The 18,345-nt window shown below is 70.5% G+C and carries 13 protein-coding genes; 7 read left to right on the top strand and 6 right to left on the bottom strand.

The genetic code is table 11. The annotated features are described in order from the left end of the window. The 4 genes from accA to D0D37_RS30895 form a co-directional block, all read left to right on the top strand. A partial coding sequence (accA, locus tag D0D37_RS30910; RefSeq protein WP_279630342.1) for a carboxyltransferase subunit alpha occupies positions 1–775 on the top strand: 775 nt, incomplete at its 5' end. Then, on the top strand, positions 772–1,242 hold the full coding sequence (locus D0D37_RS30905; RefSeq protein WP_116204125.1) for an acetyl-CoA carboxylase biotin carboxyl carrier protein: 471 nt from the start codon (positions 772–774) through the stop codon (positions 1,240–1,242). The genes accA and D0D37_RS30905, both read left to right, overlap by 4 nt. 5 nt (positions 1,243–1,247) lie before the next feature. Continuing rightward, on the top strand, positions 1,248–2,642 hold the full coding sequence (locus D0D37_RS30900; RefSeq protein WP_116204124.1) for an acetyl-CoA carboxylase biotin carboxylase subunit: 1,395 nt from the start codon (positions 1,248–1,250) through the stop codon (positions 2,640–2,642). Between the two features lie 414 nt (positions 2,643–3,056). After that, complete coding sequence (locus D0D37_RS30895) at positions 3,057–4,949, top strand: AfsR/SARP family transcriptional regulator (protein ID WP_162834548.1); 1,893 nt, start codon at positions 3,057–3,059, stop codon at positions 4,947–4,949. A gap of 11 nt (positions 4,950–4,960) precedes the next feature. Here the strand turns inward: D0D37_RS30895 and D0D37_RS30890 are convergent, their stop codons facing one another. Beyond that, entirely contained in the window at positions 4,961–6,835 is a 1,875-nt protein-coding gene (locus D0D37_RS30890) for an AfsR/SARP family transcriptional regulator (protein WP_116204122.1), read from the bottom strand. A gap of 360 nt (positions 6,836–7,195) precedes the next feature. Here D0D37_RS30890 and D0D37_RS30885 point away from each other — a divergent pair, with 360 nt between their 5' ends. Beyond that, entirely contained in the window at positions 7,196–8,824 is a 1,629-nt protein-coding gene (locus D0D37_RS30885; protein WP_116204121.1) for an FAD-dependent oxidoreductase, read from the top strand. A 158-nt stretch (positions 8,825–8,982) separates the two neighbouring features. Here the strand turns inward: D0D37_RS30885 and D0D37_RS30880 are convergent, their stop codons facing one another. From D0D37_RS30880 to asnB, 3 genes are read right to left on the bottom strand one after another with little or no spacing between them, the layout of a single operon-like run. Further along, entirely contained in the window at positions 8,983–10,023 is a 1,041-nt protein-coding gene (locus D0D37_RS30880) for a methyltransferase (RefSeq protein ID WP_116204120.1), read from the bottom strand. 29 nt (positions 10,024–10,052) lie between these two features. Then, entirely contained in the window at positions 10,053–11,264 is a 1,212-nt protein-coding gene (locus D0D37_RS30875) for a cytochrome P450 (protein ID WP_116204119.1), read from the bottom strand. Between the two features lie 37 nt (positions 11,265–11,301). Continuing rightward, positions 11,302–13,161 (bottom strand): asparagine synthase (glutamine-hydrolyzing), encoded by a 1,860-nt coding sequence (asnB, locus tag D0D37_RS30870; protein WP_116204118.1) that lies wholly within the window; start codon positions 13,159–13,161, stop codon positions 11,302–11,304. 142 nt (positions 13,162–13,303) lie between these two features. On the opposite strand from asnB, the gene D0D37_RS30865 reads away from it, so the two are divergent. After that, positions 13,304–14,071, top strand: coding sequence for an SDR family oxidoreductase (locus tag D0D37_RS30865; RefSeq protein WP_116204117.1), 768 nt, complete (start codon positions 13,304–13,306; stop codon positions 14,069–14,071). A 10-nt stretch (positions 14,072–14,081) separates the two neighbouring features. Continuing rightward, the gene (locus tag D0D37_RS30860) at positions 14,082–15,203 is read left to right on the top strand and encodes a cytochrome P450 (protein ID WP_116204116.1); all 1,122 of its coding nucleotides are present in this window, start codon (positions 14,082–14,084) and stop codon (positions 15,201–15,203) included. A gap of 61 nt (positions 15,204–15,264) precedes the next feature. Here D0D37_RS30860 and D0D37_RS30855 read toward each other — a convergent pair whose 3' ends face one another. Beyond that, positions 15,265–16,902 carry an FAD-dependent oxidoreductase gene (locus D0D37_RS30855; RefSeq protein WP_116204115.1) on the bottom strand — a complete coding sequence of 546 codons (1,638 nt, stop codon included), beginning with the start codon at positions 16,900–16,902 and terminating at the stop codon, positions 15,265–15,267. Beyond that, the gene (locus D0D37_RS30850; protein ID WP_162834547.1) at positions 16,899–18,332 is read right to left on the bottom strand and encodes an MFS transporter; all 1,434 of its coding nucleotides are present in this window, start codon (positions 18,330–18,332) and stop codon (positions 16,899–16,901) included. The genes D0D37_RS30855 and D0D37_RS30850 overlap by 4 nt, the downstream gene beginning before the upstream one ends. Positions 18,333–18,345 lie beyond the last annotated feature (13 nt).

Below are 18,345 nucleotides of genomic sequence, written 5' to 3'. Positions count from 1 at the left end.
GACCGCCCTCGACCACGCGGGCGCCTGGCTCGACGGCTTCTTCGAGCTGCACGGCGACCGGGCGGGCGAGGACTGCGCTGCCCTCGTCGGCGGCATCGGCAGGCTCGACGGCCTGCCGGTCCTGCTGCTGGGCCACCAGAAGGGGCACACCACGGCGGATCTGGTCCGGCGCAACTTCGGGATGCCGTCCCCGGCGGGCTACCGCAAGGCGATCCGGCTGCTGCGCCTCGCCGGGAAGCTCGGCCTGCCGGTCGTGAACCTGGTGGACACGCCGGGCGCCTACCCCGGTCCCGAGGCCGAAAGCGCCGGACAGGCGAATGCGATCGCGGAGTGCCTGCGCACCCTCGGCGGTCTGCCGGTGCCGGTGGTTTCCGTCGTCACCGGAGAAGGCGGCAGCGGCGGAGCGCTCGCCCTCGGCGTCGCCGACCAGGTGCTGTTGTGCGAGAACGCGATCTATTCGGTGATCAGCCCGGAAGGCTGCGCGGCGATCTTGTGGCGGGACGCCGCGGCCGCGGGCGCCGCCGCCCGCGCGTTGCGGCTGGACGCCCGTTCGTTGCTGGAGCTGGGGGTGATCGACGGGGTGGTCCCCGAACCGCCCGGCGGGGCGCACCGCAACCCGGAACGCGCCACGGCGCTGGTGCGCTCGGCCGTGTTGTGCGCGCTGCGCGAGCTGCGCGGCCGCGACCGGACCGAACTGGTCGCCGCCCGGCGCGCGAAGTTCCGCCGGGTCGGGACGATCGACGCGGCGCGGCGAATCGAGGTGGCAGTCCGATGACCGAAACGCACGCATCCATCGCCCCGCAGCACGCGGCGGTCCCCGAAGCCGTGATGGCCGTCCTGAGCCGGAGCCTCGCCGACGTCGTCAACGCGGCGCCGGCCGCCCCCGCACGCGCTCGGGTGAGCTACGGCGACGCGAGCATCGAGGTCGAGTGGCCAGTTCCGGACCACGCCGCCCCGGCCGAGCCGTCCCCCGGCCGGGAGCCGGACCGGGACCTGGTCGAGGTGCCCGCCCCGGTGGTCGGGGTCTTCTACCGCGCCCACGAACCGGGCGCGCGGCCGTTCGTCGAGGTGGGCGACGAGATCGAGGTCGGCACGCAGGTCGGCATCGTCGAAGCGATGAAGCTGATGAACCCGATCCTCGCCGAGCACGCCGGCACGGTCACCGAGATCGTCGCCGCGGACGCCTCGCCGGTCGAGTACGGGCAGCCGCTGATGTGGCTGCGGCGCCGGCTGGAGGGATGAGGCCGATGAGTTCCGACGAGCCGCCGTTCCGGAAGGTGCTGATCGCCAACCGCGGGGAGATCGCGCTGCGCGTGGTCCGCACCTGTCAGGAAATGGGCATCCGCACGGTCGTGGTGCATTCGACCGCCGACCGTGATTCGGCCGCGGTGCTCGCGGCCGACGAGACCGTGCAGATCGGCCCCGGGCCGTCGCGCAAGAGCTACCTCTACCCGCCGGTGATCATCGAGGCGGCGTTGCGCACCGGCGCGGAGGCGATTCATCCCGGCTACGGGTTCCTTTCCGAGGACCCGGATTTCGCCGAGATCTGCGAGCGCAACGGGATCGTCTTCATCGGGCCCCGCCCCGAGGTGATGTCCCGGCTCGGGGACAAGGTGCTGGCCCGCGAGCTGATGGCCGAGGCCGGGCTGCCGGTGCTTTCGGGATCGGCCGAGGCCGTGACGACCGCCGCCGAACTCGTCGAGATCGCCAAACGCGTCGGCCTGCCGGTGATCATCAAGGCCGCCGCGGGCGGCGGCGGGCGGGGCATGGCCGTGGTGCGCGAATGGGACGACCTGGTGCCCACGTTCCGCACGACCCGGGCGACCGCGCGCGGAGTGTTCAACGACGACCGCGTCTACCTGGAAAAGTTCTGGGAGGACGCGCGGCACGTCGAGATCCAGATCCTGGCCGACGGCCACGGCCGCGTCGTGCACCTCGGCGAACGGGATTGCTCCGTGCAGCGCCGGCACCAGAAGCTCGTCGAAGAGAGCCCCGCTCCCGGGCTGTCGCCGCGGCTGCGCGACCGCCTCGCGGAGGCGGCCGTGCGCGGGGCGTCCGCGGCCGGTTACACCGGCGTCGGCACGTTCGAATTCCTCGTCAGCGGCGACGAGGCCGCGTTCATCGAGGTGAATTGCCGGATCCAGGTCGAGCATCCGGTGACCGAGGCAGTCACCGGCATCGACCTCGTGCGCGAACAAATCCGCGTGGCCGCCGGATTGCCGCTTTCGGTGACCCAGAACGACATACGGCCGAACGGCGTGGCGATCGAATGCCGCGTCAACGCCGAAGACCCCGCTCGCGACTTCGCCCCCTGCCCAGGAGAACTGGACGAATTCGTTCCGCCTGGCGGGCCGTTCGTGCGGGTCGACACGCACGCTTATCCCGGCTGGTTCGTTCCCCCCTATTACGATTCGCTGCTGGCGAAGGTGATCGCCTGGGCGCCTACCCGGGAGCAGGCGATCGCCCGGATGACCCGAGCACTCGGCGAATTCCGCGTGCGCGGCCCGGGCGTCCGCACCACCACTGGCGTGCTGCGGGATATTCTGGCGCACCCGGCGTTCCGCGCGGGCACGCACAGTACGTCTCTGTTGCGCTGGATGACCGAGGAATTGCCGGAAAACAAGCAGAAAAACAAGACATAAAGAATAAACCGGGCCATCCGGGCACTTGCCCGGATAACGGGCGCGGGCGGCGGCCGCGCCCCCCTGCCGCCGCTGCCCGCCTTTCTTGCTCGAACTACCCTCGCTGCCTGCGCAGATACTGACAGTCAAGATCCTCTCCCGGCGACCTGCGATCCCCCATCGAATGGGCGATCGACGGTGCTCAGGCCGAGCAGTAACGTACTGGCCGTACGTCTCGCACAGGCGTACGCATTAACACTGGGGCCTGGGGTAATTCGATTCACGAAGCAGTATCGGCGCTCGACGTGGATAGAGCCCGGAAAAGCCGGGATCGCGTGCGCCCTCTTCGCGGCAGCCGTTCTCTCGTGGACGAATCAATTTTCGTTTTCGCCCGCACGGAGGGGAACGCACCGAATGCAAACACCGTCGGACGGCATGGCGCTGCAATTCAGATTGCTCGGACCGCTGAGCGTACTATCCGATGACCGGGACATCACCCCCAGCGCGCCGAAGCTGCGGGAAATTCTGGCGCTGCTGATCGTGCGCGCGAACCAGCGGGTTTCCATGAACGATCTGGTGGACGAACTGTGGGGCGCGCGGCCGCCGCGCAGTGCGCAAGTCACGGTGCAGACTTATATTCACCGATTGCGGAAAAACATGTTCCCGAACGAGACCGGCGAACCGGCGGCCGCACTGCACACCACCTGGCAAGGCTACCGGCTGGAGATCGCCTCCGACGCGGTCGACAAATGGCAGTTCGAGAACATGATGCAGCGCGGGAGCACCGCGCTGGAGAACGGGGCCCCCGACCAGGCCACGGAGCTGCTGAGCTACGCGCTGCGGCTCTGGCGCGGCCCGGCCATGGGCGACGTCGAGACCGGCGAGCTGCTGACGGCCTACGCGGCCCGGCTCGAGGAGAGCCGGCTGCGGGCCCTCGAAGGACGGATCGAGGCCGACCTGCAGCTGAACCGGCACCGGGACCTCGTCAGCGAACTCAAGGAGCTGACGATCACCCATCCGCTCCACGAGAGTTTCCACAGCCAGCTCATGCTCGCCCTCTACCGCTGCCAGCGCCGGGACGTCGCACTCGACGTCTTCCGCCGCTTCCGCGGCCGCCTGGTCGAGGAACTGGCCGTCGAACCGTCGCAGTACATGCAGCGGCTGCACCAGTCGATGCTGGCGGGCGAGGCCGAAGGCAGGCTGGCTCCGGAGCCGCGAACGGAACGGATCACCATCGCCGCCCCGGCGCAGCTGCCGAACGACATCGCCGACTTCGTCGGCCGCGCCGAGCAGATCTCGTCAGCCGCGCACTGGCTCTGTCCCGGCCAGCGGGAGGACGAGGCGCTGCGCGTGGTGGCCGTCAACGGCATGCCGGGAGTCGGCAAGTCCGCGTTCGCCACGCGGCTCGCCCAGCGGCTGCGGCCGGTGTTCGGGGACGGCCAGCTCTACGCGACGCTCGGCGCGTCCGAGGACACACCTCGGCAACCGAGCGAAGTGCTGGGCCAGCTCCTCCGTGCGGCCGGTTTCGTCGACGCGCAGATCCCGGACAGCACCGAGGAACGGGCGACGATGTTCCGCAGCTGGTGCGTGGACCGCCGGGTGCTGGTCGTGCTCGACGACGCGGCGTCGGACGCTCAGGTGCAGCCGTTGCTCCCCGCCGGCGCGGGCTGTGCCGTCATCGTCACGGCACGCTGCGGGCTCCAGGCGATGCCCGGCGCGCACGCCGTCGACCTCGAGCCGTTGAGCGACAGCGAGGGGCTGGAGCTGCTCGGCGGCATGGCCGGCCACGAACGCGCGGCCGCCGAGCCGGACGAGGTCCGGCGCATCGCGAGCATGTGCGGGAACCTTCCGCTGGCGCTGCGCTGCCTCGGCGCACGCCTTCGCTCGGCCCCGCGATGGCCGGTGCGGAACCTGCGCCGGCATTTCGAGGGCAGCAGCAGACCGCTGGACATGTTGCGGTTCAGCGGACTCGACGTGCGCGCGCGGCTGAAGAGCTGCCTTCGCACGGTGCCGGCGCCGGCACGGGGAGTCTTCCGCCTGCTGCCCTCGCTCGGCCGCGACCAGTTCACCGCGGCCGACGTCGCGGCGAAACTCGACTGCTCCCCCAAGTTCGCGGAAGCCATCCTGGCCCGGCTCGTCGGGCACGGCCTGCTGCACATCGAGCCGGCGAGCCGGGCCCCGGCGGACTACGACGAACCGGTGTCCTTCGAATTCCACCCGTTGACGCGGTGGTTCGCGGAGGAATTGCTCGGCGCGGGGAACGGGCCGCTGCCTTATCTGTGGCCGCTGCACCTGAGGTACAGCGGGCGCAACAGCTTTCCCCGCTGACGAGCCTTCCCTCAATCGCAGACCGCGGCCAGCGCCAGCTCGTCCTCCTCGGCGATCAACCAGCGTCCGGCGGCACGGAAGCTCGGCAGCAGCCGGTACCGGAGTTCGTCCCCGCAACGCTCGACGCTGAGCAGGTGCAGATTCGCCAATTCGTCGAGCAGCGCCTCGGCCCGCGAGCCGTCGAGTTCGAAAACGGCGGCGACATCCGGCAGCCGCACTTCCGGAGTGTCGAGCACGCTGAGTTCCAGGAACGCCCGGCGCGCGTCCTCTCGCGCGGTGCGGCAGGACCGCGCGACGCTCGTCTGCAGGCCGAGCGGGTCGTCGCCGGCGGTTCCGGGCTGGCCGGTCAGATCGGACCAGGCGAGCATCCGGTGCATCGACCAGTGCGGGCGCAGCCTCAGCCGCGTGGCCACCGTGTGCAGCGCCAACGGCAAACCGTCGCAGGGCGCGGCGAGACGCCGGGCGTCCTCCAACGCCTCGTCGCCCCGGTCCGCCTCGATGAGATTGACGAGCAGCCGCGCGCTGTCGGCAGGCCCGAGCGGCCGGAGCTGAACGGTCGTGGCGACCCCCGGGTCCGACAGCCGCCGCCTGCTGGCGATGACGACCCCGCATTCGCGGCCGGCCGGGACCAGCGGAGCGAGCTGGCTGTCCTCGACCAGATCGTCCAGCACCACGAGCACCTGCCGGTCCGCGGTCCAGGTGCGGAACCACCGGCTCCGCTCGTCGACCGAGTCCGGGATCTGCGCGGCCGGGATGCCGACCGCGCGCAGGAACTCGGCCAGTACGTCGCCGGGTTCCAAGGGCCGTCCTTCGCCGTCGGCGAGCACCGCGTGGAACTGGCCGTCCGGGTAGCGGTCCCGCACCTCGTGTCCGGCGTGGACGCACAGCGCGGATTTCCCCGCTCCCGGCGGGCCTTCGACGGCGACGACCGCCGGGCCGTGCCGGTCGGCGGGACGCAGCCCGGCGAGCACCGCTTCCAGTTCCGCGCTCCGGCCCACCAGCTGAGGTCCGGCCGACGGGAGCTGCCGGGGCGGCTCCGGCCGCGCCGGCCGGGCTTGCTGCGCCGGGGCCGGGCCCGTCCGGCGGTCGAGGCTTCCGTTCGCGGCCAGCACGGCCCGGTGCACGCGCTGCAACTCGGCCGAGGGGTCGAGGCCCAGCTCCTGGGCCAGCGCGGCGCGCGTCCGCTGGTAGACGTGCAGGGCTTCGGAGCGCCGGCCGGACCGGTAGAACGCCAGCATCAGCTTGGCCTGGAACCCTTCGTGCGTCGGTTGCTGCGCGGCCAGCCGGGTCAGTTCGCCGAGCACCTCCTGATGCCTGCCGAGCCGCAGCGCGGCGTCGATCCGGTGCTCCAGCGCGTTTTTGCGCATTTCGTCGAGGCGCAGCGCCTCCGCTTGCAGCAACGGCCCGGGGTTGACGTCCACCAGCGCCGGACCGCGCCAGAGGCCGAGCGCGTCGTCGAGAGTGCGGAACGCCGCCTCCGGGTCGCCCGCGTCGAGCTCCGCCCAGCCGCGCTGGGCCTCGCGGTCGAACCGGTTCGCGTCCAGCACTTCGGGATCGACGCTCAGCAGGTAGCCGCCGGTGAGCGTGAGCAGCACGGGCTGGTCGCCCGCGGCGGCGCCCCGGCCGCGCGGCCGCTGGGCGGCGTCGAGGCAAAGGGACTTCCGCAGCTGATAGACGTAGGTCTGCAGCGTGGTCTTGACGCTGCTCGGCGGATTCTCCTCCCACAGCTCTTCGATGAGCTGCTCGGTGCGCACAATGTGGTTCGCGCACAGGGCGAACAGGCTGAACACCCGCCGGATCTTCGGCGCGGAAGGCGTCACCGCCGCCCCGTCGAGGGTGACCTGCAAGGGACCGAGAAGATCGATACGCAACACTGAACCCCCCATAGTTAGGTTTCCTGCTGCTGTCCGCGATCCACTCCCGCTCGACCCTCCCCCGGCCTGTCCGAGTTCGGACAGGAAGCGGGTGAGCAACCACCGGACGCCTTACGGATCGATCATGCGCCCCGGACCTTGACGATCATTCGCAGGGCGCTGACGCGGGCCGGGGGAGACCATCCGCCAGACCACGCGTTTTTGACTAAAACCGCTGCTCAGAGACTTATAATCAGCCTGCGGAGGCAGTCAATCAAGAGAATGGTTGACACAGCGGAGTAAAACCTTGATTATGGTTGCAGTGAGCCGGCGGGGGCAGGAACCGGACCGGCCGCGAAATTCTGTCCCAGTAGACGAAGGTGGGGTTCTCACATGACCGGATCACGCGGCGACGAGACGTCCGTACTCGTAGTCGGCGGTGGCATCACCGGCCTGTCCGCAGCTTTTTTCCTTGCCCGGCAAGGAGTTCGGGTGACGCTGGTGGAACGGCATCCCTCGACCGCGATCATGCCCCAGGCGCGGGCGTTCAACGCCCGCTCGCTCGAGATCTTCCGCACCTTCGGGCTCGAGGAGGAGATCCACCAGCACCTGTCGATCCTCGCCGACATGCCGGAGATGATCGGCGGGGACACCCTCGCCGGCGACGAGCGTTTCCGCATCAACATGCTCGCCCAGGTGCACCCGGGCGAGATCAGCCCGACCGACTGGGCGATGATCGACCAGGACGAACTGGAGCGCGTCGTGCGCGCCAACGCCGAGAGCGCGGGCGTCGACGTCCGGTTCGCCACTGAACTCGTGTCCTTCGAGGACGACGGCAAGGGGATCACGGCGGTCCTTCGCGACCTCGGCAGCGAGACGGAGTCTTCGCTGCGCGCCGAGTACCTCATCGCCTCCGACGGCAACCGCGCCGGCATCCGCCACCAGCTCGGCGTCGAGGCGGACGGTCCCGGCGTGCTCGGGCACGCCGCGCACTTCCTCTTCGACGCCGACCTCGACTCGGTGCTGCGCGACCGCCGGTTCCTGCTCGCCTACTTCAACCAGCCGAAGACCGGGACGGTGCTGGTCCCGCTCGGCCAGCTCGGGCGCTGGATGCTCGGCGTGCCGTTCCAGGCCGACCAGGGCGAGAGCATCGACGACTTCACCGAGGAGCGGTGCATCGAACTGGCCCGCACCGCGGTCGGGATTCCGGACCTCGAACTGACTCTGGTGCCGCCGGTGCCGGGCTGGAGCCGGATGCTGATGGACGTCCGGATCGGCGCGATGGTGGCCCGGAAGTACCGCGTGGGCCGGGTGTTCTTCGCGGGCGACTCGGCGCACGTCGTCCCCCCGACCGGTTCGTTCGGCGCGAACACGGGGATCGCGGACGCGCACAACCTCGCCTGGAAGCTGGCCGAGGTCCTGCACGGCCACGCCGGCCCGGAACTGCTGGACACGTACGAGGCGGAGCGCCACCCGGTGGCGCAGACGACGATGGAAACGGCGCTGAAGATCCTGGACGCCCGCCACTACGCGGAGGGCGACGAGGCGACCCGCATCGACGAGGTGACGATGGCGCACGGCTACCGCTACCGTTCGGCGGCGATCCGCACGGAGCCGGGCACCCCGGACGCGCCGGTGGAGAATCCCCGCACCCCGAGCGGACGCCCGGGCCTTCGCGCGCCGCACGTCTGGCTGGAGCGGGCGGGTTCCGCACTGTCCACTTTGGATCTGTGCACGGGTTCGTTCACCGTGCTGGCGGGTCCGGACGGCGAGGAGTGGACCGCCGCGGCGGAGCGGGTGGCCGCGGAGCTGGGCATCGACCTGGACGTCCATCGCATCGGCGACGACGTTCAGGATCAGGACAAGCAGTTCCTGAAGGCCTACGGGATCGGGGCGTCGGGCGTTTCGCTGGTGCGTCCCGACGGGTTCGTGGCCTGGCGCGCACAGGAGCAGGCGGCCGACCCGGTGAAGGAACTGCGCACCGTGCTCCGCGAAATCCTCGCGCTTCCGCAGGCGGGATGATCTCCGTGCCCGCGGGCGACCGCCCGCGGGCACGGGCCAGACCGGCCGAGTTTCCCTTGCCAGAACGGGATTTCCTCGGCCGGGTTTCCCAGTGAGACACAGCGGCCCAGCCGGGGGTCGGAAGATCCCCGGCTGGGCCGCTGTCGTTCCGCTGCCGGCTACGGGCGGGTCGCCCGCAGCACGTACCAAGGCCGGGACCGCTCCCGGCTGGCCACCGTCGTCATTCCGTCGAAGCGGTAGCCCACGCCCTCGAGCAGGGCCACGAATTCCGCCTCCGTGCGGATCCGGCCGCCGGTGACCACCTCCAGCGAGATGCTGATGATGTCCACTTCGGACGGTGTCGGATCGTCGGAGCGGACCCAGTCGATCACCGCGAGCTTGCCGCCGGGCGGCGTGCAGCGGAACGCGTTCGCCAAGATCCGCTCGGCGTTCTCGTCGCCCCAGTCGCACAGCACCGTCTTCAGCAGGTAGAGATCGCCCTTCGGCAGGTCGCTCGCGAAGAAATCGCCGCCGGTGAACGAAAGCCGGTCCCCGAGGCCGTATGCTCCGGCCGCCGCGCGCGCCTGTTCCACGATCTGCGGCCGGTCGACGACCGTGCCGTTCGCGTGCGGCGCGGCGGGCAGGATTTTAGACAGCAGCAGGCCCATGCTGCCGCCGATGTCGACGATCTCCTGATACGGCTCGAAATCGTACTGCTCGGCCAGCGCCTGCCCGGCGTCCTCGGTCAGGTCGGCCATCGCGGCCGCGTGCCATCCGCGCTCGCGCGGGTGGCGGGTGTAGTAGTCGTAGAGTTCCTCGCCGCGGTCGTCGCGGACCGGGCGTCCGGTCAGCACGGTCTCGTGCAACCGCGCCATCCGGTTCCACATGCCCTCGCCCATCTGCATCAGCGCCATGTTCGCCAGCCAGCGCAGCGAGGAACCCAGTTCGGTCAGCGCGAACTCGCCGCACTCGGTCGGCTCCACCAGCCCGAGAGTGCCGCAAGCGCGCAGGAATTGCCCGACCGTGCGCGGGTTTCCGCCGATCTCCTCGGCGAACGCCTCCGCCGAGAGCGGTCCGCCGGCGAGCTTTCCGGCGAGGTCGAACCGGACCGCCGCGGCGACGATCTGGCCGTCCCACGGCCGGTAGACGAGGTGGCTGAGCGTCCGGCCCGCCTCCGTCTCGTGCGCCGGAAGCGCGGGCTTCTTCGGGGTGGATGTCATCGCGGAACCTCCGGGTCGGGTCGGGCGGGTCACCACGTGACCGGCAGTGCGTGGGCACCGTAGATCTGCATGTCGTCGCGCATCGGGACCTCCTCGAGCGGCACGCTCAGCCGAAGGCCGGGCAGCCGTTCGACGAGCCTGCCGAACACGATCCCCAGCTCCAGCCGCGCGAGCTGCTGGCCGAGGCATTGGTGCGCGCCGTAGGCGAATCCGACGTGCCGCTGCCGTTCCCGCGTGATGTCGAAGTCGTCCGGCGCGTCGAAGTGCCGCGGGTCCCGGTTGGCGGACTCGATCGACAGCACGATCGGATCGCCTGCCTTGACGGCCTGTCCGCCGATCTCGGTGTCGGTCTTCGCGGTGCGCGGCAGCCCGAACGGCGCGACGGACAGGTACCGCAGGATCTCCTCGACGCCGTTCTCGACGAGTTCCGGACGTGCCCGCAAGGCTTCCCACTGCGACCGGTGGGTCAGCAACGCGAGCGTGCCCATGGTGATCATGTTGGCGGTCGTCGCGTATCCGGCGATCATCAGCAGATTGCCGATCCCGGCCAGTTCTTCGTCGGTCAGCGGGACGCCGTCGGACGGCGTGTCCTGGATGAGCCCGCTGATCAGCCCGTCGTCGGGCCGTTCCCGCTTCGCGCGGACCAGCTCGTGCATGTACGAACCCATCGCGGTCATCGCGCCGAGCAGCTCGTCCTTGGTCCGCTCCAGCCGCATCATGACATCGACGTTGCGCTGGAATTCCGCGCTGTCGGCGTAGGGCATCCCGAGCAGTTCGCAGATGACCAGCGACGGCACCGGCTGCGTGAAGTCCTGCACGAGTTCCGCCGGCGGCCCCTTTTCGACGACGGCGTCGAGGCGGTCGTCGACGATCTGCTCGATCCGCGGCGCGAGATCCTTCAACCGCCGCACGGTGAACTGCCCGGTCAGCATCCGCCGGTAGCGGGTGTGCTCCGGGGCGTCCATCCCGATGAACGAATCGCCGAACCCGGAGGCGGCGAACTCCTCGGCGGTCAGGGTCACCGGGGAGACGTTGGTCTGGAACTTCCTCTTGGCGCTCACCGCGGGGTCGACCAGCGCGGCCGCGACCTCCTCGAACCCGGAGACGAGCCAGCCGACGTTGCCGTCCGGCAGCGCCAGCCTGCTCACCGGGGCCTCGGCGCGCAGCCGGGTGTACTCGTCCGGCGGATCCAGCGGGCAGCGCCGGGCCAGCGGCAGCGGCTGAGGGGTCGGCTGGGGCATCTTCGTCCTCCCGGTACGGGTCTCGGCGGCCATCGGGTCAGACGGCCAGTTCGACGTCGTAGTCGCGCAGCCACAGGTCCAGCTGCAGCACCAGTTCGATGTTCATCCGGCTGTGCCATCCGTAGGCCTCGTCCGACGTGCTGGTCGAGGCGAGGCGAGCGGCTTCGACGTCGATCAGCTGCCGGACCGGGGCGTCCGGTTCGGCCAGCAGCGCGGCCAGATCCTTTTGCAGGGCATGGGTATAGGCCGGGTCCTGGGTCACCGGCCACGGGCTCTTCCGCCGCCACAGCACGTCGTGCGGCAGTTTGTCCGCCACCGTCGACCGCAGGATGCTCTTCTCGCTGCCGTCGAAGGTTTTCATCGACCACGGCACGTTGTAGAGGTATTCCACGAGCCGGTGATCGCAGAACGGGACGCGCGCCTCCAGCCCGGAGGCCATGCTGAGCCGGTCGTCGCGGTCGAGCAGCATCGGCAGCCAGTGCGTCAAGTGCTGGTAGCAGACGTCGCGCAGCAGGCGCTCTTCCGCGCTTTCGCCCTCCTGGTGCGGGGCTTCCTCGCAGGCCTGCCGGTACAGCGCGGCGTAGTGGCCCGGCATGTCGATCTTGCCGAGCAGTCCCTGGTCGAGCAGACCGCGGCCCAGCCCAGCCGTGCGGGAGCCGTCGTGCAGCTGTTCCCGCGCGATCCAGGGGAACGTCCCGGCGCCGATGAACTCGGGCTGATGCATCCAGACGTATCCGCCGAACAGCTCGTCCGCGCCTTCGCCGAGAAGCGCGACGGTCGAATGCTGCTTGATCCGGCGGAAAGTGTGGAAGAGCGACGCGTCCATGTCTCCGTACGGCGTCGGCATGTCCTGGGCGCGGACCGTCGTCAGCCGGGTGTCCGGATCGATGAGGTCCGCCGTCTTCAGCACGATGTCGACGTGGTCGGTGTCGAACGCGCGAACCACCTGAGCCGCGAACGGGCCGTCCGGCGCGCCGCGGGTGTCGTCGGGGCGGAAGTTGTCGCCGTAGCCGTCGAAGGTCGTGGTGATGGTGCGGACCCGGTCGCCGTGCGCTCCGAGCGTGCCGGCGGCGAACGCCGTCAGCGTGCTGGAATCGAGCCCGCCGGACAGCGCCGAGCACAGCGGGACGTCCGCGGTGAGTTCCCGCTGGACGATGTCTCCCAGCAAGTCCCGCACGGTGGCGATCGTCGTCGGCAGATCGTCGGTGTGCCGTTTCGCGCGCAGCTGCCAGTACCGCTGCACCCGGATGCCGCGCCTGCTCACCACCGCGAGGTGCCCGGGCGGCAGCTCCCGCAGGTCGCGGAAGACCGACACCCCCGGCGCCTTCGCGGTGGACATCAGCTCGCGCAGACCCTGCCGGTCGACGACCGGCCGCACCGCCGGATTCGCCAGCAGTGCCTTGGGTTCCGAGCCGAAGACGACCCCGTCCGGCAGCGGGGCGTAGAACAGCGGTTTGATCCCGATCCGGTCCCGCGCGAGGAAAAGCTCCTCGCTGAGCGGATCCCAGATCGCGATCGCGAACATGCCCTCGAGGCGGCTCGCGCACTCCGCGCCCCACTCCAGATAAGCCCGCAGCACGACCTCGGTGTCGCTGGCGGTCCGGAACCGGTGCCCGGCTTCGCGCAGCTGCTCGCGCACCTCGGCGAAGTTGTAGACCTCGCCGCCGTAGGTGACGACCGCCTGAACCTGGTCGCCGTCCCGGGCCGCCATCGGCTGCAGGCCGCCTGCCAGGTCGATGACAGCGGTCCGGGCGTGCCCGAGCCCCGCGTGCCTGCCGAGCCACACCGCCTCGGAATCCGGACCCCGATTGCCGAGTACCCGGGTCATCGACTCCAGCGTCGGCCGTGCGAGGGCCAGATCGCGGGAGTAGTCCACCCACCCGGTGATGCCGCACATGCTCGCCTCCCTGTCCAGCGAGTCTCGGATGACGGATCGCGGACTCCCAGATCGTCGGCGCGGCTGCTCGACTCCGCCTCGATCGCCTGTGAATCGCGGCCTTCGCCAGCGCGGCTCGAGCACCGCGCGCGACGGTGGGGGCATGGAACTGGGGCTCGCCGGGAAGAAAGCCGTCGTCACCGGAGCCAGCCACGGGATCGGGCTGGCCGTCGTCCGCGCGCTCGTCGCGGAAGGCGTCGAGGTCGTCGGCGGCGCACGCACGGTGTCGGCCGAACTCCGCGAACTCGCGCCCGCCTCGGCCGCGCTCGATCTGTCCACTGTGGATGGACCGGACCAGCTGGTGCGGCACGCTGTTTCGGCGCTGGGCGCACTGGATCTGCTCGTCAACAACGTCGGCGGCAGCCCGCCGCCGCCGGACGAGGGCTTCCTCGCGCTCGACGACGCCACCTGGACGCACGTCTTCGACCTCAACTTCTTCAGCGCGGTCCGCGCCGCGCGGGCAGCAGTGCCCAGCCTGCTCCGCACTCGCGGGGCGATCGTCACGATCGCTTCCGTCAACGCGCGCCTCGCGGTGCCGCGGCTGATGGCGTACAGCGCGGCGAAATCCGCGCTCGTCAACTTCGGCCGCGCGCTCGGCGAGGAACTGGCCCCCTCGGGAGTCCGGGTGCGCACGGTCTCCCCCGGGCCGGTGCGCACCCGGACGTGGACGGCGCCGGAACGCGCCGCCAAGGCGGGAATGCCGGCGAGCGACTTCCTGGCCGCACTGCCCGCGCGACTGGGGTTGTCGACCGGCGAACTGATCGAACCCGAGGAGATCGCCGCGCTGGTGCTGCTGCTCGCCTCGGACCGGCTGCCGAGCGCGGTCGGCGCCGACTACGTCCTCGACGCGGGCATGATCAAGAGCTGGTAGAGGAGCGACGATGACCGACCTTGACGGGCTCACCGCCCGGTACGACGACTACCGGGAATTCCGGCGCACGAAACCGGTGACGCGCGGAGAAGACGGCTGCTGGCACGTGTACCGCCACGAGGACGTCAAGCGGGTGATCAACGACCACGAGCGGTTCTCGGCCAAGGTGTCGTTCGGGGCCAATCTGCTCGGCGAGACGATGATGCGCCAGGACCCGCCCGAACATCGCAGGCTGCGGGCGCTCGCCAACCACGCGTTCACCCCCCGCCGGATCGCCGCGCTGGGCCAGAAGATCGCGGAGCTGGCGGCGGAGCGGCTCGCGGACCGCGCGGCCGGACTCGACGTCGTCGCCGCGCTCGCCGCCCCGTTGCCCGTCATGGTGATCGCTGAAATCCTCGGGGTCGAACCGCACCGGCACGAGGATTTCAAGCGCTGGTCGGAAATCTTCATGTCGCACGACAAACGTCCGGACCAGGCGGAGGTCGCGCGGCTGCTGGGCGAGATGCGGGACTACGTCGCGGCGACGATCGAACGCCGCCGCCGGAAGCCCGGCGACGCGTTGATCGACGCGCTGATCCACGCCGAGGTGGACGGCGGCGGACTGACGACCGAGGAGCTGGTGGCGTTCTGCTACCTGCTGTTGGTGGCAGGCAACGAAACCACGCACAACCTCATCGCCAACACGGTGATCTGCCTCGCGTGGCATCCGGAGGCGCTCGCTGAACTGCGCGCGGACCGGACGCTGGTTCCGGCGGCGGTCGAGGAAGCCAATCGCTATCTGTCCCCGGTGCAGATCCTGGTACGGGTGACCCGCGCGGAAGTCCGCCTCGGCGACGCGGTGCTCCCGCCGGGCGAGCGCGTGTTCGCGTATCTGGGCTCCGCCAACCGGGACGAGGAGCAGTTCGCCTCGCCGGATCGGTACGACCTGCACCGCCGGGAACCGCATCTCGGTTTCGGCCACGGGGTGCACTACTGCCTCGGAGCCCCGCTGGGCCGCTTGGCGGCGAAGGCGGCGGTGGAAGCGCTGCTGGACCACCTGCCGGGCGAGTGGACGGTGGCCGACCGCCCGGTGCGGCAGGTCCCCGCCTTCTTCCTGTGCGGGGTGACGAGCTTGCCGCTCGTCAGCCGATAACCACGGCGCGGCAAGCAAAAGGCCGACCGGCCAGCTGCCGGTCGGCCTTTCTCCTGCCTTCTCAGACCGCGCTGGCCACTTTCCTTGCCAGCAAACCGCTCAGCACCTCGCGCAGCTCCGATTCCGGATCCGCGACCGCTTCCGCGGAACGCCAGCAGACGAAGCCGTCCGGCCGCACCAGCGTCGCCCCGCTCGCCGAAAGCCCGTAGCTGCGCGAAAACTCTCCCCCGGTGTCACGCAGCTCGGCGCCGATCCGGTACGCCGGCATCTCGATCCCGAGCGTCGACGCGACCCGCGCGGCCGCGGTCGTCCACGCCTCGCCGTCCGGCCCGGCCAGCACGGTGAACGAACCGGTGAACAGGTCTACAGTGGACACTCGGCCGCCGTCGCGGGAAAGCCACACGTGCGGCGCCCGCAGACCCGGCAGGCCAGTCGGCTCGTGCGGGTCCGCGACCAGCTCCGCCGGAACCGGGCCCTCGGCGCGGATCGCGGCGGAGTCGTAGCGGTAGCCGAACATCATCGCCATGTCGTCGATCGACGTCAGTTCGTCCTGGGAGCCCGAGTGCCGCACCCGAAGCAGCAGCAGCGCTTGCTCCAGCGTCACCCGCGCGACCGGCAGCCGCTCCTGCTCGTACGTCGCCAGCAGCTGCGGTCCCGCGACGCCGCCCAGCACCGCCGCGAGTTTCCACGCCAGGTTGTGCGCGTCCTGGATGCCCGTGGTCGCCCCGTAGGAACCCGACGGCGGCACGACGTGCGCCGCGTCGCCCGCGAAGAACACCCGGCCGACGCGGAGCCGGTCCGCGACCCAGCCGCCCGTCGAGCTGTGCGAGACCTTCCGGCTCCAGCCCGGAACCGGGGGCACCAGCGTGACCTCGAGGTCCGGGTCGCCGACCGCCGCGCGGACGAACTCGACGCACTGCCGTTCGGCGGCCTCCTCCGAGTCGTCCGCGGGCGCGGGCGGATTCGGCACCCCGAGCATCCAGCGGCCGAACGTCCGCAGCGGCACCAGCACCGTGCCCTGCGTCGGCCGGTCGAGGTAGGCGAGCAGGAAACGCCGGTCCCGCAACGCTTCGGTCAGATCCGCGTCGAACACCGCGTACGTCGTCTCCACCGCGGGCAGCGCGACGTCCGCACCGACGCCGAGCAGCTTGCGGACACCGGCGCGGTGCCCGTCCGCGGCCACGACGTACTGGGCGCGGATCCGGCGCTCCGTCCCGGTTTCCAGCTCGCGCACGAGAGCCGTGACTCCCTCGTCTTCGGTTTCGAGCGAAACGAGTTCGGCGCCGAACCGGACATCGGCTCCGTTCGTCTCCGCGTGCGCGCGCACGATGCGCTCCAGATCGTCCTGGTCGATCAGCGCCCAGTCGGTCGGGCTCAGTGCCGCGGCGGGACGGATCATCGCGAGCTGGTCGATGCGGAACCGCTCTTCGCCGATCAGGGTTTCGGTGCCGATCATCTCCGGCATGTCTGCCAGGATCGACGTCTGGGCACGGATTTCGGCCTCGAGGCCGAGACTGCGATAGATCTCCATCGACCGCGGGTTGATCGCCCGCGCCTGCGGCAGGATCGCCGTGGACGGATGCCGCTCGACGAGCGTCGAACGGATTCCGAGACGCCCGAGGAAGAACGCCGTGGACAACCCGGCGATACCGCCCCCCACAACGAGGACGGGGGTCTCGAGGTCGTACGGCTCGGTCATGGCATGACCTTCCTCTCCTGATGCGGCTGGCCGATCGGAGGACCGCCAGCGCTTCGGACACTCGGCAGGGCGGCGGTGCACAGCAGGCCCATCACCAGCACTCCAGTGCCAAGCGCTAGCGCCGTCATGGTGGCGGGCTCGAAGCCGCTGGGGAGCCGAGCGAAGAACACCGTGCCGAACAAGGCGATCCCGGTCGCCACTCCGAGCTGGACGGTCGTGTTCAGCAGGCCGGACGCCGAACCGGCCTGCACCGGGCGGACGTCCGCCATGGCCCGGATGAACAGCGAGTTCATCGCGGTGCCCATGCCCAGCCCGAAAGTGACCGCGGGGCCGAACAGGGCCCACGCGGTCAATTGCGGGCCGAGCGTCCCGACCAGGATCGCGATCGCGGCGAGGCTCGCGGCGAGCAAGACCATCGCGGAGGCGACGAGCCCGCGTCCCAGCGACACCGCGAGCCGCACCGCGATGACGCCGCCCAGCACGATGCCGACGGCCGCGGGGAGGAAGGTCAGCGCCGTCTGCAGCGGCGTATAGCCCAGCCGCAGCTGCAAATGCAGGGTGAGGATGAAGAACACCCCGGTCGAGGCGTTGATCGTGAACAGCACCGCCTGGCCGGCGGTCAGGCTCCGGTAGCGCAGCAGGTCCGGCGGGATCAACGGCTCCCCGCCGCGCCGGGCGAGCGAGCGCTGCTGGAGGGCGAACGCGCCCAGCAGCGGCACGGCCGCGACGAGCAGCACGATCATCCACGGCGGCCAGTGCAGTTCCCGGCCCTGCACCACGGGATAGAAGAGGGCGAACAGCCCGGCGGTCAGCAGCACCAGCCCGGTCCGGTCGATCCGCTGCCCGGGGGTGCCCGGGCGAGCAGGCATGGTGAGCAGCGCGCCGAGCACCGCGAGCACCCCGAACGGCACGTTCACCAGGAAGATCGCCCGCCAGCCGAGGCCGAACAGGTTGCCCTGGGTGATCAACCCGCCCAGCATCGGCCCGGCCAGCCCGCCGATCGGGAACGCGCTCGAACAGATCGCCATCGCGCGCGGGCGCTCGGCGTCGCCGAACTCGGTGTAGACGAACGACATCACCTGCGGGGCCATCAGGCCGGACCCGATGCCCTGCACGACCCTGGCCGCGATCAGCGCGGTGATTCCCGAAGCCAGTCCGGCGACCAGGGACGCGATCGTGAACGTCGCCATGCCGAGCAGGAAGAGCCGTCTGGTCCCGTGCCGGTCGCCGAGCCGTCCGCCGGTGATCAAGGTGAGCGCGAAACCCAGTGCGTACCCGGCGGAGATCCACTGCAGTGCGGCGTCGCCCGCGCCCAGCTGGTCTTTGATGGTCGGCAGCGCCACTGTCACGATCTGGTTGTCGACCATGTCCACGAGAATGGCCACGATGGCCACGGCCAGCGCCCACCACCTCAGAGGATGTCTGTCCACGTCACGCACCCAG

Origin of the sequence: Amycolatopsis circi (genome assembly GCF_003385235.1) — a bacterium.
Lineage (GTDB): Bacteria > Actinomycetota > Actinomycetes > Mycobacteriales > Pseudonocardiaceae > Amycolatopsis > Amycolatopsis circi.
Note: the sequence above shows the minus strand (reverse complement) of the source record. Positions and strands in the feature narration are given on the sequence as shown.